The organism is Micromonospora sp. CNZ322 (genome assembly GCF_007827755.1).
Genome location: NZ_VITD01000005.1, coordinates 274,493 through 295,469, shown reverse-complemented (window position 1 = coordinate 295,469; position 20,977 = coordinate 274,493). Strand labels below are relative to the sequence as shown.

The window sequence follows — 20,977 nt, the reverse complement described above, 5'->3', positions numbered from 1 at the left end:
GAGTGACGATGACCCGACGACTGACGGCCGCGCTGGCGGCGCTCCTGCTCACGGTGATCCCGTTGGCAGTGGCGCCCGCCTCCGCCGCCCCGCGTGTCGCCGCCGACCAGGTGCTGACCTGGACCGCCGACGACAGCATCACCCAGTACAAGTCCGCGCCCACCACGGCGGTGGCCGGAGCGACCACGATCATCTGGGAGAACAGCGCGGCCACCGGAAACACCACCGGGATGCCGCACACCCTGACCTTCGACACCAGCACCGAGGGCTACAACCACGACGTCACAGTCAACATCCTGGCCAGCCCGTTCGACGCCAACGACGGCCGCCACCAGGCGACCGTGACGCTGACCCCGGGCCGGTACCGGTACTTCTGCTCGATCCCCGGCCACAGCTCGATGGTCGGTGAGCTGGTGGTCACCGAGGGCGGTGGCGGCGGCGACACCACCGCGCCGACAGTGACCGCCGCGGTCTCCGGCGACCAGGACCAGGACGGCAACTACCTCGGCGCGGCCACGGTGACCGTGACGGCCACCGACGCCGACTCGGGGGTCCAGACCGTCGAGTACCAGGTCGACGACACCAGCTTCCTGCCGTACACCGAGCCGGTGCGAGTGACCGCGATCGGCGACCACGCGGTGCAGTTCCGCGCCACCGACCAGGCCGGCAACACCAGCGCCGTCGGCTCGGTGGCGTTCCGGATCGTCGAGCCGGGGGAGGAGGACACCACCGCGCCGGTGGTGGCGGTCGCGCTGGCCGGCGACCGCGACGGCGACGGCAACTACATCGGTACGGCCACCGCCACGTTGACCGCCACCGACAGCGGTTCCGGTGTCGCCACCATCGAGTACGCCCTGGACGGGGCGGCCTTCACCGCGTACACGAACCCGATCGTGGTGAACGCGGCCGGGATGCACATGCTGCACTACCGGGCCACCGACGTCGCCGGCAACACCTCGGCGGAGCAGATGTCCCACTTCACCGTCGTCGAGCCGCAGGCCGAGGACACCACCCCACCCACTGTCGCCGCCACGGTGGCCGGTGACCGCAACGACGACGGCGGGTACGTCGGCGGCGCGACCGTCACCGTCACGGCCACCGACGCCGAGTCGGGCGTGGCGAAGATCGAGTACGCGCTCGACAGCGGCGGCTGGACGGCGTACGCCGCTCCGGTCGCCGTCCGCGCACCCGGCGCGCACACAGTGCGGTACCGGGCGACCGACACGGCGGGGAACTCCTCCACCGAGCAGTCGACGTCGTTCACCGTGGTGGTCGACGGCACCGACCGCTGCCCCGACTCCGACACCCGGGCCACCGTGGTCATCGACGGGGGCGACACCGGTGTGGCCAACGTGGACACCGGCGACGGCTGCACCATCAACGATCTGATCGACGAACACGCCGACTACCCCGGCCACGCCGAATTCGTCCGACACGTCGAAGCGGTCACCGCCGCTCTCGTGACCGGCGGCACGCTCGACCGGCGGCAGCAGGGCGCCATCGTCCGGGCTGCGGCCCGATCGGACGTCGGCGCATGAGTCCTCGAACCTCACCGACAGGGAGTACCACGATGCCCGGACGTACCGTCGCCAAGCTCGCCACCGTGAGCGCCGTCATCGCGGCCTCGGTGCTGGCCGTGGCGCCCACCGCACACGCCGACCTGGTCACCCACTGCATCGGCACCGGCGGCGCGGTGACAGTGCCCAACGACCTGCTCGTGCCCGCCGGCGAATCCTGCGCGCTCACCGGCACCACGATCACCGGCAACGTCACCGTCGCGGCCGGCGGCAACCTGGTGGTGACCGGTGGCCGGGTCAGCGGTGAGGTACGTGTCGCCGCCGACGGGTACCTCGACGCCACCGAGACGACAGTCGACGGCCAGGTGGTGCTCGCGGCCGGGGGGTACGGCATCTTCCTCAAGGACGCCCGCACCGGCACCGTCACCGTACGGCCGAAGGGCTCCACGACCATCGACAGCTTCCTGTTCGCCGAGGCGTCGACGGTCACCGGGCACGTCAACGTCGGCGCCGGCGAGGTCCGGCTCGACCGGGGCACCCAGGTGCAGCGCAACCTCAGCAGCACCGGCACCTACTACACCGACCTGCACGACTCGTTCGTCGACGGCACGCTGTCGGTGCTCAACAGCGCCACCGGCAGCGTGGTGTGTGGCAGTGCGGTCCAGGGCCGGGCCACCTTCGCCGGCAACCTGGGCGGTGTGCAGCTCGGCCCGAACGGCACCCTCGACAGCTGTGCCTCCGGCGGCTACTGGGGTGGGGACGTGAGCATCACCAGCACCACCGGTGGCGTCACCGTCGACGACAACATCATCAACGGTCAGTTGGCGGTGACGTCCAACGACCCGGCCGCCCAGGTGGCCGCGAACAACCGGATCCGTGGCGGGGTGACCGGTGACCAGGCGGCACCTGCCACCAACCGTGCGGCCCGGGTGGCCGGCCCGGACCGGGAGAACGCCGGTGACGAGCGGGCCGAGGTCCGCCGTACCTCGGCGGTGCAGGAGGCCACCGAGGCGGGCGCCGCCCGGCTCTAGCTGATCGACGCGACGGCGGCCGGCCACCCCCGCGTTCGGGGTGACCGGCCGCCGCCGTCGTGCCGCGTCGACTAGAAGTTACCGGCCGAGTTGCACTTCACGCCCTGGTCGAGGCAGTTGCGCACCCGTGCGGCGAGCGCCTCGTCCTTCCACGCGTTGAAGAAGTCCGCGTGCATCGAGAACGACGTGCCGGACGCGAGGGTGATGCCGTCCGTGTTCGCGCTCAACGGATACGAGATCACGAAGGACACCGAGGGGACGGGCACCGGGTGGCTCTTCGGGCACGCCCCGGTGTGGTCCCCGTTGGCCATGTGCGCCTTGTGGTCGGGGCTGTCCAGGTGCTTGCCGTCCCAGCAGTCCGGGAAGGTGATCTGCCGGACGATGTTCGCGGTCTTGGCGCAGACCGGGAACGTTTTGTCGGCGCTGCGGCCGATCTCGCCGCCGATGCCGGCGCACCAGAAGTGGTTGCCCTGCTTGTCCGGGGTGTCGACCTGGTTCTTGGCGTTACCCGTGATCATTCGCAGGCCGAACGGGAAGGGCTGGGTCCTGCTCGGGTCCTTCAGGCGGGAGCCGTAGTAGACGGTCACCTCCTTCGGGTCCACGACCTTGCCGTTCTGGTACATCGTCGGCACCCAGTAGGCGGACTGGTCGTCCGGCGAGTTGCAGGTGGTCGCCTTGGACGCCCGCAGCGACTCGGCGGTCGAGTTGGCGTCGGTCGACCTGTTGCCCCAGAACGTGTGGTTGTGTGAGCCGCCCACCAGCTTCGGCAGCACGATCGGATCGTCGCTGTTGTGGTGGCTGGTCGTACAGCCGACGTTGAATTCGGGCACCTTGACGGGGTTGCCGGTCACCGTTCTGGGCTTGCGCGCGAAGAATGCCTTCGTCGCGGCGGCCTGCGCGGCGGCGTCGATGGTGATCCAGCCACCGGAAGCGGTGGGCGGGGCGGCACTGGTCGCCGGCTTGCCCGGCGCGGACGGGGTGGCCGAGGTGCCCGGAGCACTCGGCGTGCCCGACGGGTCGCTCGGGGCGGTGGCAGTCGGCGCGTCCGGGCCGGGCGAGCCGATGCCGGTGTCGCTGGACGGGCCGGACGCGCCGGGGGTGCCCGGCGCCTCCTTGCATCCGCCGGCGAGCGCCACGCTCACCAGCAGCAGGGCGGTGACAGTACGACGGTGTCGAGGGGTGGATCGGAGATTCATCAACGGGGGCGCACCTTTCTTCCGAGCACGAAGAATACGAGTCGGCCCCCTGCTCGTTTCCAGGTGAAACGATTAATTCTCCCTTAAATATCGCTCTGCGATTGCCTGGTCGGCTGTGCGGAGCCGCCGCGATGTCGGCTCGATCTCAATTCTTTGATTTTTCTTCAAAAACTGTAATCGGCGACTGTGGCGCCACTCCACTTTCTTGAGTGGTCGGCCGTGTCGGGTCAGCAGCGGTCGCGTGCCTTGCGTAGGAAAGTCTCCCGGGACACGACCTTCGTCGAGTTGTGTTCGCGCGGCGCCAACACCTGATCCGGGCCGATCCGTGGCAGGTCCGCGAGGGTGAAGTCCACCGAGAGGGCCTCGCTGCGGCTTGACCCGTCGAGGGTGTAGGTGACCCCGGCCCGAAATTCGGTGAGCAGCTCGACGTCCACCTCGGTCGCAAGGCTGTCGACAGCGTCGGCGACCTCCCAGCCCTCCGGCGGCTGACCCAACAGCGCCACCTCGACGACCTCGCTCGCGGGCGGGCCGCCGATGCGCCACCTGATCAGGGATCGTTTGCCCGGTTCACCCTTATGGTCGTTCTCGAACACACGGATATTGGCGTCACGGTCGTCGCAGGTGAACAGTACGCCGACCGGCCGGCCGTCCTGGACGGCGAGAGCGACAATCGGCTGCTCCGCAGGCGAGCAGGCGGTCAGGATAAGGAGGGGAAGCGGGAGCAGAATCCACGTACGTCGTCTTCCACGCATGTCGGCAGCATTCCACTGCGGCATCACGCTTCGATGCCCCGAGGATCACAAAAGGGAAGCGCAGCCGACGGACCCGGACCGCGTGCCGCGCCCGAACGTTCCCCCCTTCGTTGCGTGATTTCCGGAAACAGCGCAGGGCGCCGTCGACGCGGAGAGAATTGCCGCCACGGAGCACGCGGAAGCCGGGGGACGTTCGATGGGTTTACGAAGGCGTATGGCGCTCGTTGCGGTGACCGTCGCGGCGACACCGCTGGTCGTCGGTGGGTGCACCACCGAGCGAAAGGCCGCCGTGCGTCAGGCCGAGCAGGTGGTGCCCTCGCCCGAACTGACCCTCACGCCCGCCGACCTCTCCCGGAACGTGCCACTCAGCGCCGAGGTGGTGCCGCTCGTCAGGGGCGGCAAGATCACCACCGTCCGCATCGTCGACGACACCGGCACCTTGGTCAGGGCGGAGCCACGCGCGGACGGCTCGGCCTGGGTGCCGACCACTCCGTTGCGGCCGCAGCACACCTACACCGCGTCGGTGACCGCCACCGGCGACTCCGGGCGGACCGCCACCCGCACCACCACCTTCACTACCGCGGCGGCGTCGACGAAGCCGCAGGTGAGCAGCACCCTGTACTTCGCCGACAAACAGACGTACGGCACGGCCATGCCGGTGACCATCGGCTTCGATCCGCCCATCGCCAGGGCGGCCCGCGCCGACGTGCAGCGTCGGTTGTTCGTCACCACGAAGCCGGCCCAGCCGGGCGCCTGGTCCTGGGTGGACGACGGCAGCCAGGTCTACTACCGGGCTCCCGACTTCTGGCGGCCGGGCACGACCATCAGCGTCCGGGCCGGCCTGGAGGGCCTGCCCATCGGCAAGAACCGCATCGGTGACGCCGACCGCACCGCGACGTCCCGGATCGGACGGCAGGTGGCGCTCGAAGTCGACAACGCCACCAAGCAGATGCGCGTGCTGCGCGACGGCAAGCTGATCCGCAGGATCCCGGTCAGCCTCGGCAAGCGCAGCACCCCCACGTCCAGCGGCAAGATGGTGATCATGGAGAAGCACCAGGACACCACGTTCGACACGCGGGGCGAGCCGAACGGCGGCTACGTGGTGAACGTCAAGGACGCGCAACGGCTCACCTGGGGCGGCGAGTTCATCCACGGGGCACCCTGGTCGGTGTCGGATCAGGGACACCGCAACGTCTCGCACGGCTGCACGAACATCTCGGCGGCCAACGCCGACTGGTTGATGGGCGTCACCCAGGTCGGTGACCTGGTCACCTTCACCGGCACCGAGGTCCGCCTCCAGCCGGGCAACGGCTGGACGGCCTGGAACACCAGTTGGGGACAGTTCGTCAAGGGCAGTGCCCTGCCCGTACCCGCGGATCTGCGACCGGCGTCGCCCGGGCCTGCGGTCACCGGTGGCGTGCCGACGCCGGGGCCGTCCGACTCCGCAGGCTGAACCACCGGCTGCCCGGCGGGCTCTCGCCGCTTGCCCGGCGGCCCTACCCTCCGGGCCATGACGTACGAGCCGATGATGGTTCCCGCTCCGAGGCCCAACCGGACACTTCGTACGGTCCTGATCGTCGTCGGCGCCCTGCTGGCCTTGTGCTGTGTGGTCGGCACCTGCGTCGGCCTCTGGCTCTACCGCTCGGTCAAGGACACCGTCGAACCGGTCCGGGTGGTGGCGACTGCCTACCTCGACGACGTGCAGGCCGGCAACTACGCGGGCGCGTACGGGCGGCTGTGCGACCGGGTGCGCGACACCATGCCGCAGGAGGACTTCGCCCGGATCCAGAGCGCGCAGTTGAAGATCAGCAGTTACGAGATCACCGGCGTGAACGTCAACAACTACAACGGGCGGGTCACCGGGACCGTCCAGGTCGAGGCGGTCCAGGCGGCCACCGGTGCGAGGTTCACGCAGGGGGTCGCGCTGGTCAAGGAGGACGGCGACTGGCGCGTCTGTCAGTGAGTCACCGCGCCGCGCTGCATGAGAGTCGGTATGCGAGCTACGGTAAAACCTGACGTTCACGTGAGGGGCAAGGCTGTGTGACCGGCGTCACCGGCCGGGGGAGGGTCGATGCGGATCGGGGAACTGGCCACGAAGACCGGGGTGTCGGTACGAGCCCTGCGCTACTACGAGGAGCAGGGCCTCCTTTCTGCCGCACGGAGCAGTGGCGGGCAGCGGCACTACCTCGACGACGCGGTCGACCGGGTGTATCTGGTCCAGATGCTGTACGCCGCCAGCCTGTCCAGCCGAACCATCCTGGACCTGCTGCCCTGCGTCGACGCGAAGGTCAACACACCGCAGTCGCGGGCCATGCTCCGCGCCGAACGCGACCGCATCGATCGGCAGATCACTCAACTCCGGCAGGCGCGCAAGCGGCTCGACGAGGTCATCGCGCTCAGCGAGAGCCCGACAAACGGTTGCACCCGAACGGACACCGACGCCGCGGTGGCGTAGCGACGCAGTCCCGTCGCCGGCTTTTGACCCTGCGTCGATCGGTGGCAGCTCAGCAGGGCGTCGCTCGGCGTGTCGAGCTGCTCAACTGCCAACGATCAAGGGATGGGCCAGCTCCGGGATGCCGTAGTGCTGGTCGAGGACCTGCATCGCCGCGCCCGCGGCGATCACGTCCGCGCCGAGGCTGGACAGGGCCACCCTGGTGCTGAGCCAGTCCGCGCGCCGGGCGTCCGCCCCGACGGCCTCGGTGACCGCCGCGAGATAGGTCTGCGAGTGTCGGAGGAGGTCCGCGCCGGCCAGCACCACGTGGGCGAGGTCGAGGGTCTGGAGCAGGTTGACGACGCCGACGGCCAGCACGCGGGCGGCGTGTGCGATGTCTCCAGCCTCGGCGGCCCGGTGGTGCACGATCTCCAGGCACCCGTGCCGGCCGCAGACGCAGCGGGGCCCGGTCAGGTCGACGACCGTGTGGCCGAACTCGCCCGCGTTGGTGTGCGCTCCCCGGTGGGCCGCGCCGCCCAGCCAGAAGCCGCCGCCGATGCCGGACTCGACCATGATGAGGGCCGCGTCGCCGAACGTCGCGCCGTGCCGCCAGGCCTCGGCCGTGATCCCCGCGGTGACGTCCTTGTCCAGGTGGACGGGGAGGCCGAGGTGCTTTTCGGCGATCTCGCGCAGCGGTATGTCGTGCCAGTGCCGCAGGCCGTGGGCGTCGCGGACCAGGCCGTTGGCGTGGTCGAGTGGGCCGATCATGCCGATGCCCAGCCCGGTGAGCCGGCTGCGCAGGTCGCCGATGCCGGCCATCGTGTCGATGCCGACGCTCAGGGCGTCGAGGAGCTGCTCCGGGGTGAAGTCGCGGGGCAGTGGACTGACCGCCGAGTGGTGCACGGTGCCGGCCAGGTCGACCAGGACGAGCCGGAGCGTGCGTCGGGCCACGTGGGCGCCGATCGCGTACCGGCTGTCCGGGACCAGTTCGTAGATGACAGCGGGCTTGCCGATGCCCGGGCGCCGGACGCCGGCGGGGCGGATCAGGCCGTCGGCGGTCAGCCGGGCGATGACCTTGGAGACCGCCTGTGGTGTCAGGCCGGTGGCCTCGACCACTGTCGCGCGCTCGAACGTGCGAGCCGTGCGCCCCACCGCCATAACCAGCGCCTGGTTGTACCCGCGGAGGAAGGTGACGTCGGCAGTGACGCGAGTCATCTCACCACCCTATTACGCAACGCTGTTGCTAAATTTTTTTGGTGATCGAGTTGAGTAGAGGTCGACGGTTGGCGGCGCTGGCCGCCCTGGCACTGGGCGGCGTCGCGGTCGGCCTGACCGAGTTCGTGGCGATGGGGCTGCTGCCCGACATCGCCCGCGGTCTGCTCCCGCACGAGTACGCGCAGTCGTCGTCGGACGCCGTCGCCCGGGCGGGTTGGATGATCACCGCGTACGCGCTCGGCGTGGTCGTCGGCGCGCCGCTGATCGCCGCGTTGAGCGCGCGTCTGCCCCGCAAGAAGCTCGTTCTCGGGCTGCTCGTGCTGTTCGCCGTCGGCACTGTCGCGTCCGCGCTCGCCCCCACCTTCGACCTGGTGCTGGTGGCCCGGTTCGCGGCGGCGCTGCCGCACGGCGCGTACTTCGGTGCGGCGGGTCTGCTCGCGGCGACCCTGATGGGCCCCGGTAACGAGGCCCGTGGTTTCGCCACGGTGCTCGGCGGTCTGACAGTGAGCAACCTGGTCGGCGTACCCCTCATCACGCGGCTCGGGCAGGCCGTCGACTGGCGGGTCGCGTACCTGGTCATCGCCGGCTTCTTCGTGCTCACCCTGCTGGCGGTGCTGGCGGTCGTGCCGGAGGTCGCCGCGGCGGTCGACGGCTCGCCGGCCACCGAGTTGCGGGCGCTGCGGACCCCGCAGGTCTGGCTGGTCGCCGCGACCGGCGCAGTCGGTTTCGCCGGCTTCTTCGCGGTGAACACCTACATCGCTCCGGTCACCACCGACGTCACCGGCCTCTCCGCCGCGACGGTGCCGTGGGCATTGGTCGCGGTGGGTCTCGGGATGACCGTCGGCAACGCCCTGGGCGGCTGGCTGGCGGACCGTGACCTCCACCGGAGCATGGTCATCGGTTTCGTGGCGATGATCGTGAGCATCGCCGTGTTCAGTCTCGTGGCGTCGTCCCGCGTCGGTCTGTTCGTGGGCGCGTTCCTGGTCGGTGCGACCAGCCTCTATCTCGGTCCGGTCCTGCAGGCGCGCCTGATCACCGTCGCCCCGGGAGCGCAACTGATGGGCGCGGCGCTCAACCAGTCGGCCATGAACATCGCGAACAGCCTGGGTGCCGCGCTGGGCAGCGTCGCCATCGCCGCCGGCCTCGGTTACCTCGCGCCGGCCCGGGTGGGCGTCGCGCTGGCGATCGTCGGGTTGATCCTGGGGTTGGTCAGCTTCGCCGTCGGGCGACGAGTGCGCGAACGGGTCCCGGCCACCGTCTGACGAGTGCGAGCGGGGCCCGGCCACCGTCTCGACCTGAGGTGGCCGGGCCGTCCGCGAGACGCGGTCAGAAGTCGTCCACGCTGACCGTCACCCGGTCGGTGCTCGACCTCCAGTTGGGCACGTTGATCACCTCGTAGCCGCCGCCGCGTTGGCCCACGGTGATCCGTACCAGGCCGAGGTGTGCCGGTGTTGCCGGAACGAAGACGTCCATGCCGGTGATGAAGGTCTGGCTGAAGAACTCCGGCAACGGGGCCGTCAGGTCGGTGACGCCGTCGCTGCCGTCGTCGAAGGCGAAGATGCCGATCGTCCGCTTGGCGCGGGGTGTGTTCGCCGCGTTCAGGACGTCCCTGCCGTTGATCCAGAGGTGGTCGCCGGCGTCGCCCTGGTCGCCCCACCACTCCTTCTGCCGTTGGATCGTGAGCGCTGTGTGCCGGTCGCTGGTCTCAACCAGGCCGCTGAGGCCCTCGCCCGGCTCGCTGGTCGCCAGGCGCACCAACGAATCCGAGCGGAGAAACGGCTGAAAGTAGAAGTGGTGCGTCGCGGCGCCCGGGCGCACGATGGCGAACTCGTAGCGAGCCGTGGCGAGCACCGGGAGAGGGCCGAACGAGCCGTCGCCGCCGAGTGACAGCCGATGCGCGGGCCGGTGCGACAGTCGGCCGCCGGTCAGCGGGCTGACCGGGTAGACCTCAAGAGTTGCACCAGTGACACCGACGTTGCTCGGGAAGAGCACGGCGCGGCCGGAGACGCGGGCGGCGCCGAAGAGTTGCGGCACGATCCGCGTCGTGTGGGGCGCGCGGCCCCGGAGGAAGCCGAAGATCTCGGTGAACGACTCCGCCGACGACACGGTCTGGGTGTGCGACTGGTCCGGCAGATGCACGTTGGTCGCGCCGACGACGGCGCGGGCCGGGTCACCCTCGCCCCAGATGGCGAGCGTGGGCACACCACCCGGCGGGGAGATCGCGGGGCGCCCGTCCAGGTTGACGTAGTGCGCGACCCGGGCGGCACGCTCCGGTGAGCTGTTGAGATAGGCCTGCGAGACGAAGGTGCCCAGTGAGTGCGCGACGAGGTCGACCCGGTCCGCGCCGGTGGCCGCCAGCAGGCGGGAGATCCGTGCGTCGAGTCCCGCGTACACCTGGGGCAGGATCGTCGCGACGTTCGGGGAGTCGTACTCGTGGGCTTCGATGATGTCGATCGGGTACCCGTTGCTGGCCAGCCGTTTGGCCTGGGTCTCGAACTGCGCCGCCGATCCCGCGCTGCCGTGTACGAAGATCACTGGACGGTACGTCGGTGTGGCGGCGGCTTCGGCGGTGCGTGGAACGGCGACGGCGGACAGGCTGGCCGCGAGGGCGACCCCGGCCAACACGGACAGCAGGCTCCGGCGAGATGTGTGCATCGATCCTCCACCTGGACGGACGAAGTATTTGCACTGCTAGCGCAAGTATCGTGTCAGGGTGGGGAGCGATGGTCCACACCTTCCGGTCAGTTGACCTTTGTGGCGAGCAGGTCGCCGACGGCGGCGCGGACCGGGTCGGGGTTCGACCAGCTCCAGTTGGGGTGCGCGCGGTTGGTGAGCAGCGCCAGGACGAGTTTGCGGTCGGGGGCGACCAGCAGCGAGGGGCCGGCGAATCCGGTGTGGCCGAAGGTCCGGGCCGAGGCGAGCTTCCCCATGAACCAGCTCTGGTCGAGGACGACGCCGAGGCCGTGCGCCGAGGTCCGATTGGAGCGCTCGGGGTCGATGGCGGGTTTGCCGGCGTTGTGGTTGGTGAGCATCCGGCGCACCGTCGCCGCGGCGAGGATCCGCTCGCTCCGGTGGGTGCCCTCGTTGAGGAGCAGCTGACCGATGGCAGCGAGATCGGTCGCGGAGGCGAAGATGCCGGCGTGGCCGGCAATGCCACCGAGGTGATTGGCGACGTCGTCGTGGACGACGCCACGGAGTAGCCCCCGGGACGAGCGGGCGTCGGTGGCGACCAGCCGGCTGGCCTTCGCGGCGGCCGACAGCCAGCCGTTCGGGTTGAAGCCGGTGTCGCGCAGGCCGAGCGGGTCGGTCAGGTTGGTTTTGAGCGCCTGATCGAGCCGCTGGCCGGTGACCTTCTCGACGATCTTGCCGGCGACCATGAGCCCGACGCTGGAATAGCGGAACGTCTTTGCCGGCACGGCGCCGGAGACCAGCGGCGTGCCGAGCACGGCGTTCCAGCGGGCCGCGTTGTCGGGCAGGCCGGTGACCTTGGCGCCGACGGGAAGGCCGCTGGTGTGGGTGAGCAGCATCTCGACGGTGATCCGCTCCTTGCCCGCGCCGGTGAAGGCGGGCAGGTAGTCGCGCACCGGAGCGCCGAGGTCGACACGCCCCTTGTCGACCTGCTGCAACAGCAGGATGGCCGTGTATACCTTGGTGACCGAGGCGAGGTCGAAGATGGAGTCCCGGCGCATCGCGACGCGCTGGTTGGCCGCGAGCAGCTTCGGACCCGCCGAATAACGCAACGCCTCACCGACAGCGCTGTGCACCGTCACCTTCCCCGCCCACCAGAACGAGAGCGACAGCACCGGGAAAACCCTTGTGTTGCACGGTCTGCGGTGTCGCGGGCAGGTGTCGCCGAAGCAGGACGGTCACGTCCTGCGCGTAGCGGGCCTCACGAACTGGTGGGTTGCCGCCGACCGGTGCGTCCGGTGCCCTGAGCGGCGGCCCGGCGTCTCCCGCCGGACCAAATCCGGCCCGGCTGCCGGTGGCGCCCTTCCCGGTCGCCGCGTCGCCAGGGCCGGCCGAACCGGGGTTCGGCGCGCCGGTGGCACCGCAACCGGTAAGGGCGGAGGCCGCAGCGGCCAGGCCGGCCCCGAGCAGAGTTCGACGTGCAACGGACATGCCGGAAATCGTGACAGCCGGCCAGGGTACGCGCCACCTGACCCGTCCGAACGTCGGACCCGTCCGGCCCACCGGTCAACAGGCCGTCATCTGGCGGACACAGCCGGTTGCCGTTCAGGTGGTTGTGCGACGATCGGCGGGCAAAACGTCGAACGACCGTCCACCGGTCTGTCCGCGCGCGGTCGCGGACAGTAACCGGGGAGGGCACACACCCCGTTACCCCCTTGGAGAGCACGATGTCCCTCTCCCCGTCCCGGGTCTTCGCAGAGCTGAATGCGGCTCGACCCCCTGACCAGCCGTCCCCGACGATGGGCACGGCCGTCGTGGTCGGCGGCAGTGTCGCCGGTCTGCTGGCCGCCCGGGTGCTGTCCGACCACGCCGACACCGTCGTCATCATCGACCGGGACGACCCGCAGGTGACCGGCGCGCGGCCCGGCGTACCCCAGGGGACGCAGTTGCACGCGCTGCTGCCCGGCGGCCTCTTCCAGCTGGAGCGGCTGTTTCCCGGATTCCGCGACGAGGCACTGGCGCGCGGAGCGGTCGAGGCGCCGCCCGCGGCCCGGCGCAACTACCTCGACGGACGTCTGAAGGTCGTCGTCCCCGACGACGCCGACAGTCTGGCGGGCAGTCGGCCGCTGCTGGAGGGCCTGATCCGCCAGCAGGTGCTCCGACTGCCCAACGTCAAGACGATCACCGCTCGCGCCACCGGCCTCGTGTTCGACGGCTCCGCTGTCACCGGGGTCCGCTGTGAGGTCAGCGGGGTGCCCGGTGTCGAGCGCGGTGACCTCGTGGTGGATGCCATGGGGCGGTCCAGCAAACTGTCGGACTGGCTGGAGCAGGCCGACTGGGACCGGCCGGTCACCCGGCGGATGACAGTGCACCTCAACTACGCGACCGCCCTGTTCCGTCGCCCGGAGGTGACGCCGGACTCGACGGTCGTGCTGGCTTTGAACACCGCCAGGGCGCAGGTGGACGTGGCCGGGGCTGCGTTCTTCGCCATCGAGGACGGCCGGTGGATGGCCATGATGGCCGGTTACGGCAAGGACCGCCCGGGGCGCACCGCCGACGACTTCGTCCGTCGCCTACGCGAGCAGTTCCCACCGGAGTTCGGCGAGGTTGCCGACCAGGAGATGATCGGTGACGTCCAGACCTACCACCACGCCGACAGCCGGCGACGGGACTTCCACGCGCTCAAGCGGTTCCCGGCCGGTCTGATCAGCGTCGGCGACGCCGTCGCGTCGTTCAACCCGGTGTACGGGCAGGGAATGACGGCGGCGGCCCTGCACGCGGCCTGCCTGTCGACGTACCTGCGGTCCGGTCCGGATCTGCGGGCGCCCGCGCGCCACTACCTCGCGCTCCAGAAGGTCGTGGTCGACGCCGCCTGGTCGCTCTCCACCTCGGCGGACCTGGCGTTGCCCCACGTCGACGGGCCCTACCCGCGCGGCTATCGGCTCTCCAGGTGGGCCAGTGGGCAGATCATCGCCGCGACCGTCACGGACGTGGCGACCGCGCGGCGGTTCAACGACGTGGTTTCCATGCGCGAGCACCCGCGCTCACTGGCCCGGCCCAGCGTGCTCCTGGGCGCCCTGCGGGCCAACCGGCGCACACACTGAGCGGGTGACCCGGCGGCCTCGGCAGGAGGCCGCCGGGACAGCCCCTTACCGGGGGAGCTTGCGGAGGATGTCGACCACGAAACGGTGGTCGTCCAGCTGCGGCAGCCCGGAGACACCGACCCAGCCCACCACACCGGTGCCACGCACGCGCAGCGGCACCGCGCCCCCGGCCGCCGCGTACCGCGAGGCCGGCAGGCCGAACCTCTCTGCCAGCGTCACCTGCTTGTCCTGGCACAGCCGGGCCATGTAGAGCGAGGAGTGCTCGAACCGCATCACCACCCGCCCCTTGCGGCGCAGCCACGCGTCATTGTCCGCCGTCGACCCCGGCAGGCCACAGTGGAACAGCTGCCGCCCGGCCCGCCACACGCCCACCGATACCGGCAGCCGCTGCTCGGTCGCGGCGGTGACGGCGAGCATCCCCAGCTCGTACGCGTCGGTCTCGGACAGACCCGCGAGCTCCAGCTCGTTCTCCTCGCGCAGCAGCTCGTCCAGCGTCGGCCACGATTCACGGTCAGCTGACATGTTCTTCTCCTTTTGGTGCGGGCGATCGTCCTCGTCCTGCGGGGCGATCACCAGGCGCAGGGCGCGTAGTCCTTCAAAAAACAGCCGTACAGATCCTCGCCCTGCTCGCCGCGGACGATCGGGTCGTACACCCGGGCCGCTCCGTCGACCAGGTCCAGTGGGGCGTGGAAGCCCTCGTCGGCCAGCCGCATCTTCGTCGGGTGAGGGCGTTCGTCGGTGATCCAGCCCGTGTCGACGCTGGTCATCAGGATGCCGTCGGTCAACATCTCCTCGGCGCTGGTGCGGGTCAGCATGTTCAGCGCCGCCTTGGCCATGTTGGTGTGCGGGTGCCCCGGCCCCTTGTAACCGCGGCCGAACTGGCCCTCCATCGCCGACACGTTCACCACGTACTTGCGGCGGGCCGACGCGGCGGCCATCACCGGGCGCAACCGGCTGACCAGCACGAACGGCGCGGTGACGTTGCACAGCTGCACTTCGAGCAGCTCGACCGGGTCCACCTCCTGGACCCGCTGGACCCAGCTGTTGACCGAGTCGAGGTCGGGCACGAGACCTCCGGCGTCGATGGCCGTGGACGCCGCGATCCGTTCCGGCGAGGCCGAGCCGCTGGTCAGCGCCAGCGCGGTGAGCGCGTGCGGGGTGAGCGCTGTCGACTGTGGCCCTGCGGTCAGGCTGCCCACCGGGCCGCCCTGCCCGTCCGGCTTGGCGAACGTGATCAGCTCCGGCAGCGGGCCGTCCGGCAGGGCCGCGGCCTCGGCGGCGATGAGCTGCGCGTACGCCCCGGGGGACCGGCGGACGGTCTGCGCCGCGTTGTTGATCAGGATGTCGAGGGGGCCTTGGCTGCTGACATCGTCGGCGAGCGCGATCACCTGGGCGGGGTCGCGTAGGTCGATCCCGACGATGCGCAGACGGTGCAGCCAGTCCGCGCTGTCGGGCATCGCGGCGAAGCGGCGGACCGCGTCGTGCGGGAACCGGGTCGTCACCGTCGTGTGCGCGCCGTCGCGCAGCAGCCGCAGCGCGATGTACATGCCGATCTTGGCCCGGCCGCCGGTGAGCAGCGCACGCCGGGCGGTCAGGTCGGTGCGGGCGTCGCGGCGCTCCCGGTTCAGGGCGGCGCAGGACGGGCAGAGCTGGTGGTAGAAGGCGTCCACCTCGCGGTAGCGCTGCTTGCAGACGTAGCAGCCGCGCGGGTTGTGCAGGAAGCCGGCCGTCTCGCCCGCGACGGAGGACGCGAGCGGAATGCCCTGTGTCTCGTCGTCGATTCGCCCAGGAGCGCCGGTGGCGGTGGCCTCGGTCACCGCGCGGTCGGCGGCGAGGATGGCGTCCCGCCGCTCCTCCCGCCGCCGCTGCTTGATCACCTTGTAGAGCCGGGCGGTGGCCCGCTGCACCTGCACCACGTCGGGGTGGTCGGAGGGCAGCGCCTCCAACGCCTCGAAGACGCTGAGGCAGGCCTCCAGCCGGCTTCGGTCAATACCCTCTTGACCGTTTTCGGTAATGTTGTCCACCGTCATGCGTCGTTGTCTCGTCCCGTATCCCGTGCCGGCTCCAGCCGACCCGCCCCAAGTCCGACCCGAAACGGTACGCGCCTCACGGCCTCCGACGCACCTCGCGGCCGCTCGGCGTGGTGCGCCTCGCGGCGCTGTCAGTCGGCGTCGGTGTGGCCGAGACGCCAGTAGCCCATGAAGGCCACCGCCCGCCGGTCCATACCCCGCTCGGCGACGAGGTGCCGGCGCAGGTTACGGATGACGCCGGCCTCCCCGGCCAGCCACGCGTAGAGCGGCGCCGAGGCCACCTGCTCGGGCACCTCCCACAGGATCTCGGTTTCCACGTCGACGTCCGGCACGGGTTGGGCGGCCGTCGAGGCGCCGGGGGCCAGCAGTTCCCCGGCCGCCGCGACGACGGCCGGCACCAGCCGGCTGCCGTACCCGTCGGCGCCCCGGGCCAGCCAGCGGACCTCGACGCCAGGCGGCGCGAGCAGCGGCAGCACGTCGGCGGCGTCGGGCACCTCCAGCACGACAGTGCCCCGGGTGTCGAGGGGGAGCCGCTCGCAGATGCTGCTGATCGCCGGCACGGCGGTCTCGTCCCCAGCCAGCAGCACCGTGCCGCCGGTGGACTGTCGAAACTCGACCCCGCCGTGGTTGCCGTCGAAGCCGGCATCCGGCCCGACCAGGGCGATCTCGTCGCCGACGCTGGCCCGCCGAGCCCAGCGCGTCGCCGGGCCACTGTCGCCGTGCAGCACCAGGTCGACGTCGACCTCGGCCAGGTGCGGGCGGACCGCCCGCACCGTGTAGGTGCGTATCGGGTTACGCAGGTGCTCGGGCAGGGCCCGCCACGTCGCGTACCAGTCCGCGCCGTCCGGCAGGGTCGCCCGGTCCTGACCGGGCAGCGGCAGCGCCAGTTTGATCCGCTGGTCGTAACCGTTGTCGGCGAAGCGGTCCAGGTCCGCCCCGGTGAAGGTCACCCGGGTGAAGGACGGGCTCAGGCGACGTACCGCCCGGACGGTGACGGCGAACACGCGCCACGGGGCGATGGGCAGGGTCTCGGTCATGGTGCCTCTCTCGACTCGGGCTCGCGTCTACCGGGTGGTGCTCGCCACGGCGCGGGAGCGCCACAGCAGCCAGACGAAGTACGGGGTGCCGATCATGGCGGTGACCAGACCGGCGGGGATCTGGGCCGGAGCGATGACCGTCCGACCGAGGGTGTCGGCGATGCTGACCAGCGCCGCGCCAAGCAGGGCGGCCACCGGGAGCACCCGGGAGTGCCGGCCGCCGACGAGCGCCCGCGCGGCGTGCGGGGCGACCAGACCGACGAAACCGATGACCCCGACGGCCGAGACGGCGGTGGAGGTGAGCAGCGCCGCCGCGCCGAGGGCGATCAACCGGGTGCGTTCGAGCCGGACGCCCAGCACCCGGGGGGTGTCGTCGTCCAGCGCCATCAGGTCGAGTTCCCGGCGGGCGGCGACCACGGCCGGGGTGAGCACCAGCAGGGCGATCAGCACCGGCAGCACCTGGGTGGGCATCCGGCCGTAGGTGGAGCCGGACAGCCAGGTCAACGCCTTCCCGGTGTTCCACGGGTCGAAGGCCACGACCAGGTAGGTGATGACCGCCATGCCGCCCTGCCAGGCGCCGAAACCGATCAGCACCAGTCGGTCGGAGCTCAGTCCGCCGCGCCAGGCCAGGCCGTAGACCAGGGCGAACGCCAGCATCGCGCCGAGCCCGGCGACGCCGGAGACGGCCCACACCCCGGCCAGCGGCACGAAGGTGAGCAGGGAGACGGCGCCGAGTCCGGCGCCGGCGGTGATGCCGAGGATGCCGGGTTCGGCCAGCGGATTGCGGCAGACCGCCTGCACTGTGGTGCCGGCGACCGCGAGCGCCGCGCCGGCCAGGACCGCCGCGGCGACGCGCGGCCACCGCTGGTCCAGCACAAAGGTGTACGCGGGCCCGGTGGTGCCGTTGACCCAGTTGACGACGTCGCCGAGCAGCACCCAGGTGTCACCGGCGAGCATGCCGACCGCCACGGCGCAGACGGTCAGGACGGCGGTGACGGCGACGACGCCGCGGTGGAAGGCGGCGGAGCGGACGGCCGCGTGCCCTCCGGGCGGACGACGGGTGGGGCCGGCGTCGCGGTGCCGGCGGGCCAGCCAGATGAGGATCGCCGCGCCGAACAGGGTGGTGACCACGCCGGTGGGGATGTCGACCCCGGCCTGCCCGCCCATCACGGCCCGCAGCAGCACGTCGGAGCCGAGCACGATGATCACCCCGGCGATGCCGGACAACGGCAGCAGGATGCGGTGCCGGTGTACGCCCGGCACCACTGGGGCGAGCAGCCGGACGATCACCGGGGCGCACAGGCCGACGAAGCCGACCGGGCCGGTGAGGGTGACGGCCGCGGCGGAGAGCAGCACGGCCAGCACCATGACGGTGAGCCGGGTGCGCCGCACGTCGAGGCCGAGCACTGTGGCGGTGTCGTCGCCGAGGGCGAGGATGTCGAGGCGGTGCCCGAGCAGCACGAGCACGATGGTGGCGCCGACGATCACCGGGGCGAGTTGGGTCAGCGCGGTCAGGTCGCTCTGCACCAGCGAGCCGTTCCCCCAGGCGAACAGCCCGATGGTGGCCTGCTCGAACAGGAGCAGCAGCAGTGTGGTCACCGACCCGAGCGCCAGCGCGGTCGCCGAGCCGGCGAGGATCAGCCGGGTGGTGCCGGCCTGCCCACCGGAGGACATCGCCATCACCAGACCGGCGGCGGCCAGCCCGCCGCAGAAGGCGAGGCCGCCGGCGGGCAGCGCCGGCAGTGAGACGCCGAACGCGGCGACGGCGACGATCGCCAGGTGGGCGCCCGCGTTGACCGCGAGGGTGTCGGGGGACGCGAGCGGGTTGCGGGCGATCGACTGCAACGCCGCCCCGGCGAACCCGAGCGCCACGCCGATGGCGAGCCCGGCGAGCAGCCGCGGCAGCCGCGACGCGATCAGGACGCGGGCCGCCTCGTCGTCCGCGCCGGTCGCGAGCCGCAGCAGGTCGAGGGCGCCGACGTTCGAGGTGCCCTGGGTGAGGTGCACGGCGCCGACCACGAGCAGCAGCAGGGTCGCGGCGACGAAGACGACGGCGACGCGGGGCACGGCCTGGTGTCCGCCCGGAGCCGGCCGGGTGGCCGGCACCGGGCGTGGGGGCGCGTTCAGCACGCTCACACCGTGTACGTCTTGACGAGTTCGTCGATGTACTGCTTGCCGGAGAGAGGACCGCCGAAGGTCCAGATGCCGTTGGGCATCTTGTGCAGGTTGCCCTTCTGCACGAAGGGCAGCGACTTCCAGATGGCGTTGCCGGCGAGACCGTCGGCGAACACGTCGTCGCCGTCGGAGGCGTTGTAGAAGAGGTGCATGTTCGGGTCCTTGAGGACCGTCATGCCCTCGACGTCGGTCTGGCCCAGGCCCCACACCTCATCGGTCTTGCCGGTCCAGGCGTTGGTGAGGCCGAGTTGGATGCCGATCTGGGAGGCCAGCGCGCCCTTGCCGAACATCCGGATGCTGACGGTGCTGCCCTCCTTCCAGCCGTCGGCGATGGCGAACGGACGGCCGGCGGCACCCGCGTCGGCGATTCTCTTCTTGCCGTCGGCGATGGCTGCGTCGAAGTCGGTGAGCAGCTTCTCCGCCTCGGTGGTCTTGCCGACCGCCTTCGCGATCATGTTGAGGTCGGTGCGCATCCGGCCGAGGTTGTCGGTGGCGTCACTGCCCTTGGCGACCACCACGGGCACGAACTTCTCCAGCTGACTGACCATGTTGGCGCCCCGGTCGTCCTCCATCACGACGAGGTCGGGCTGGAGGGCGACGATCGCGTCGACGCTGGGCTCGCCGCGGACCCCGACGTCCTTGACGCCCGGGTCGAGCTTCGCGGAGGTGACCCAGGTGCCGTAACCCTTGGGGTCGGCGACACCGACGGGCATGACGCCCAGGCTGACCAGCAGCTCGACCTCGCCCCACTCGAGCCCGACGACCTTCGTCGCCGGCGCCTTGAGGGTGATCTCCTTGCCCCGGCTGTCGGTGACGGTGACCGGGCCGCCGGCCGCCGAGGCGGAGGTGTCGGGGGCCGCGGCGTTCTCGGTGGTGCCGCAGGCGCCGAGCGTCAGCGCGGCCACGACGGCGATGAGGGCGGTGAAACGGGTACGGGTCATGACGGTCTTTCTCTGCTGTGGATGGGGGTGGTTCAGACCAGGGCGCGGATCTGGTGCCGCCCGACCGGGCGGGTGGTGACCAGTCCGCTGACCGGATCGGTGGTCACCTCGATGCGGATCCCGTAGGTCTCGGTGAGGGCGTTCTCGGTGAACACCGTTGCCGGGGTGCCGGTGGCGCGGACCCGGCCCTGCTGCAACAGGACCACCTCGTCGGCCACGGCGGCTGCCTGGTTGAGGTCGTGCAGCACGACGCCGACGGCGACGCCGTGATCGTCCGCGAGGTCACGGACCAGGTCGAGGATCTCCACCTGGTAGCGCAGGTCGAGAAACGTGGTGGGTTCGTCGAGGAGCAGAACCGGGGTGTCCTGGGCGAGGCAGGTGGCCAACCAGACCCGCTGCAACTCGCCTCCGGAGAGTTCGTCGACGGGACGGTCGGCCATGGCGGCGACGCCGGTGACGTCCATGGCGCGTGCGATGGCGCCGGGACCGTCGGGGTCCTCGGTGCGCCAGCGACCCCGGTAGGGGTGGCGGCCGTAGCCGACGACGTCGCGGACGGTGACTCCGCTGGGCACCGGCCGGCTCTGGGCGAGCAGGGTGACCCGCCGGGCGAACTCCCGGGCCGCGAGGCTGGCGGCCGTGACGCCGTCGGCGAGGTGCACGATTCCGGCCTCGATCGGGTGCAGCCGGGCCAGGGCCCGCAGCAGGGTGGACTTGCCGCTGCCGTTGGGCCCCACCAGTGCGGTCACGGCACCCGCGCGCAGGTTGATCACGGCACCGTGCACCACCGGCACACCGTGATAGCCCAGACGGAGGTCGACGCCGGACAGGCTGCGCTCTCCGTTGACCGACGCCAACTCGTTCTGCATGAGGTTAGGCTAACCTAACCAAACGCCGCAGTGTCAAGCCGGTCGTGGGGCCGT

18 protein-coding genes are annotated in these 20,977 nt (G+C 71.0%); 7 read left to right on the top strand and 11 right to left on the bottom strand.

What is annotated here, in order from left to right; all coding sequences use genetic code 11:
- The first annotated feature begins 8 nt into the window (after positions 1-8).
- Entirely contained in the window at positions 9-1,538 is a 1,530-nt protein-coding gene (locus tag FB453_RS15280; RefSeq protein ID WP_145790812.1) for an OmpL47-type beta-barrel domain-containing protein, read from the top strand.
- Positions 1,539-1,570: 32 nt separating this feature from the next.
- Entirely contained in the window at positions 1,571-2,548 is a 978-nt protein-coding gene (locus FB453_RS15275; RefSeq protein WP_145790810.1) for a hypothetical protein, read from the top strand.
- Between the two features lie 71 nt (positions 2,549-2,619).
- On the opposite strand, the gene FB453_RS15270 is transcribed toward FB453_RS15275, so the two are convergent.
- Positions 2,620-3,744 carry a DUF1996 domain-containing protein gene (locus FB453_RS15270; protein ID WP_145790807.1) on the bottom strand — a complete coding sequence of 375 codons (1,125 nt, stop codon included), beginning with the start codon at positions 3,742-3,744 and terminating at the stop codon, positions 2,620-2,622.
- 227 nt (positions 3,745-3,971) lie between these two features.
- Entirely contained in the window at positions 3,972-4,520 is a 549-nt protein-coding gene (locus FB453_RS15265) for a hypothetical protein (protein ID WP_145790805.1), read from the bottom strand.
- A gap of 190 nt (positions 4,521-4,710) precedes the next feature.
- Between FB453_RS15265 and FB453_RS15260 the strand changes: the two genes are divergently transcribed.
- The 3 genes from FB453_RS15260 to FB453_RS15250 all read left to right on the top strand — a co-directional run bounded on the left by FB453_RS15260 (position 4,711) and on the right by FB453_RS15250 (position 6,951).
- Entirely contained in the window at positions 4,711-5,949 is a 1,239-nt protein-coding gene (locus tag FB453_RS15260) for an Ig-like domain-containing protein (RefSeq protein WP_186718292.1), read from the top strand.
- Between the two features lie 57 nt (positions 5,950-6,006).
- The gene (locus FB453_RS15255; protein WP_145790800.1) at positions 6,007-6,459 is read left to right on the top strand and encodes an Rv0361 family membrane protein; all 453 of its coding nucleotides are present in this window, start codon (positions 6,007-6,009) and stop codon (positions 6,457-6,459) included.
- Between the two features lie 108 nt (positions 6,460-6,567).
- Positions 6,568-6,951, top strand: a complete 384-nt coding sequence (locus FB453_RS15250) for a MerR family transcriptional regulator (RefSeq protein ID WP_145790798.1) — start codon at positions 6,568-6,570, stop codon at positions 6,949-6,951.
- An 81-nt stretch (positions 6,952-7,032) separates the two neighbouring features.
- Here the strand turns inward: FB453_RS15250 and FB453_RS15245 are convergent, their stop codons facing one another.
- A complete protein-coding gene (locus tag FB453_RS15245) occupies positions 7,033-8,142 on the bottom strand; it encodes an ROK family protein (RefSeq protein ID WP_145790796.1) in 1,110 nt (369 codons plus the stop codon).
- Positions 8,143-8,183: 41 nt separating this feature from the next.
- On the opposite strand from FB453_RS15245, the gene FB453_RS15240 reads away from it, so the two are divergent.
- The gene (locus FB453_RS15240) at positions 8,184-9,404 is read left to right on the top strand and encodes an MFS transporter (RefSeq protein WP_145790793.1); all 1,221 of its coding nucleotides are present in this window, start codon (positions 8,184-8,186) and stop codon (positions 9,402-9,404) included.
- 64 nt (positions 9,405-9,468) lie between these two features.
- Here FB453_RS15240 and FB453_RS15235 read toward each other — a convergent pair whose 3' ends face one another.
- Together FB453_RS15235 and FB453_RS15230 are read right to left on the bottom strand one after the other, a co-directional pair.
- Positions 9,469-10,797 carry an alpha/beta fold hydrolase gene (locus tag FB453_RS15235; protein WP_145790791.1) on the bottom strand — a complete coding sequence of 443 codons (1,329 nt, stop codon included), beginning with the start codon at positions 10,795-10,797 and terminating at the stop codon, positions 9,469-9,471.
- Between the two features lie 86 nt (positions 10,798-10,883).
- Positions 10,884-11,945 (bottom strand): serine hydrolase domain-containing protein, encoded by a 1,062-nt coding sequence (locus FB453_RS15230; RefSeq protein ID WP_486480275.1) that lies wholly within the window; start codon positions 11,943-11,945, stop codon positions 10,884-10,886.
- A 552-nt stretch (positions 11,946-12,497) separates the two neighbouring features.
- Between FB453_RS15230 and FB453_RS15225 the strand changes: the two genes are divergently transcribed.
- Positions 12,498-13,874 (top strand): FAD-dependent monooxygenase family protein, encoded by a 1,377-nt coding sequence (locus tag FB453_RS15225; RefSeq protein WP_186718290.1) that lies wholly within the window; start codon positions 12,498-12,500, stop codon positions 13,872-13,874.
- Positions 13,875-13,919: 45 nt separating this feature from the next.
- On the opposite strand, the gene FB453_RS15220 is transcribed toward FB453_RS15225, so the two are convergent.
- From FB453_RS15220 to FB453_RS15195, 6 genes are all read right to left on the bottom strand, one after another.
- Positions 13,920-14,396, bottom strand: coding sequence for a heme-degrading domain-containing protein (locus FB453_RS15220; protein WP_112584538.1), 477 nt, complete (start codon positions 14,394-14,396; stop codon positions 13,920-13,922).
- A 47-nt stretch (positions 14,397-14,443) separates the two neighbouring features.
- Positions 14,444-15,904, bottom strand: coding sequence for an SDR family oxidoreductase (locus FB453_RS15215; protein WP_145790789.1), 1,461 nt, complete (start codon positions 15,902-15,904; stop codon positions 14,444-14,446).
- Between the two features lie 131 nt (positions 15,905-16,035).
- Positions 16,036-16,941, bottom strand: a complete 906-nt coding sequence (locus FB453_RS15210) for a siderophore-interacting protein (RefSeq protein WP_145790786.1) — start codon at positions 16,939-16,941, stop codon at positions 16,036-16,038.
- Positions 16,942-16,968: 27 nt separating this feature from the next.
- Positions 16,969-19,068, bottom strand: coding sequence for an iron ABC transporter permease (locus FB453_RS15205; RefSeq protein WP_145791080.1), 2,100 nt, complete (start codon positions 19,066-19,068; stop codon positions 16,969-16,971).
- Between the two features lie 5 nt (positions 19,069-19,073).
- Positions 19,074-20,057 carry an iron-siderophore ABC transporter substrate-binding protein gene (locus FB453_RS15200; RefSeq protein WP_145790784.1) on the bottom strand — a complete coding sequence of 328 codons (984 nt, stop codon included), beginning with the start codon at positions 20,055-20,057 and terminating at the stop codon, positions 19,074-19,076.
- 32 nt (positions 20,058-20,089) lie between these two features.
- A complete protein-coding gene (locus tag FB453_RS15195; RefSeq protein ID WP_112584481.1) occupies positions 20,090-20,923 on the bottom strand; it encodes an ABC transporter ATP-binding protein in 834 nt (277 codons plus the stop codon).
- Positions 20,924-20,977: the final 54 nt, after the last annotated feature.

Excerpts from the sequence above, each read along its gene's own strand:
- FB453_RS15280 (WP_145790812.1), top strand. The coding sequence starts at position 9 with ATGACCCGACGACTGACGGCCGCGCTGGCGGCGCTCCTGCTCACGGTG.
- FB453_RS15275 (WP_145790810.1), top strand. The coding sequence starts at position 1,571 with ATGCCCGGACGTACCGTCGCCAAGCTCGCCACCGTGAGCGCCGTCATC.
- FB453_RS15270 (WP_145790807.1), bottom strand. The coding sequence starts at position 3,744 with ATGAATCTCCGATCCACCCCTCGACACCGTCGTACTGTCACCGCCCTG.
- FB453_RS15265 (WP_145790805.1), bottom strand. The coding sequence starts at position 4,520 with ATGCCGCAGTGGAATGCTGCCGACATGCGTGGAAGACGACGTACGTGG.
- FB453_RS15260 (WP_186718292.1), top strand. The coding sequence starts at position 4,711 with ATGGCGCTCGTTGCGGTGACCGTCGCGGCGACACCGCTGGTCGTCGGT.
- FB453_RS15255 (WP_145790800.1), top strand. The coding sequence starts at position 6,007 with ATGACGTACGAGCCGATGATGGTTCCCGCTCCGAGGCCCAACCGGACA.
- FB453_RS15250 (WP_145790798.1), top strand. The coding sequence starts at position 6,568 with ATGCGGATCGGGGAACTGGCCACGAAGACCGGGGTGTCGGTACGAGCC.
- FB453_RS15245 (WP_145790796.1), bottom strand. The coding sequence starts at position 8,142 with ATGACTCGCGTCACTGCCGACGTCACCTTCCTCCGCGGGTACAACCAG.
- FB453_RS15235 (WP_145790791.1), bottom strand. The coding sequence starts at position 10,797 with ATGCACACATCTCGCCGGAGCCTGCTGTCCGTGTTGGCCGGGGTCGCC.
- FB453_RS15225 (WP_186718290.1), top strand. The coding sequence starts at position 12,498 with ATGTCCCTCTCCCCGTCCCGGGTCTTCGCAGAGCTGAATGCGGCTCGA.
- FB453_RS15220 (WP_112584538.1), bottom strand. The coding sequence starts at position 14,396 with ATGTCAGCTGACCGTGAATCGTGGCCGACGCTGGACGAGCTGCTGCGC.
- FB453_RS15215 (WP_145790789.1), bottom strand. The coding sequence starts at position 15,904 with ATGACGGTGGACAACATTACCGAAAACGGTCAAGAGGGTATTGACCGA.
- FB453_RS15210 (WP_145790786.1), bottom strand. The coding sequence starts at position 16,941 with ATGACCGAGACCCTGCCCATCGCCCCGTGGCGCGTGTTCGCCGTCACC.
- FB453_RS15200 (WP_145790784.1), bottom strand. The coding sequence starts at position 20,057 with ATGACCCGTACCCGTTTCACCGCCCTCATCGCCGTCGTGGCCGCGCTG.
- FB453_RS15195 (WP_112584481.1), bottom strand. The coding sequence starts at position 20,923 with ATGCAGAACGAGTTGGCGTCGGTCAACGGAGAGCGCAGCCTGTCCGGC.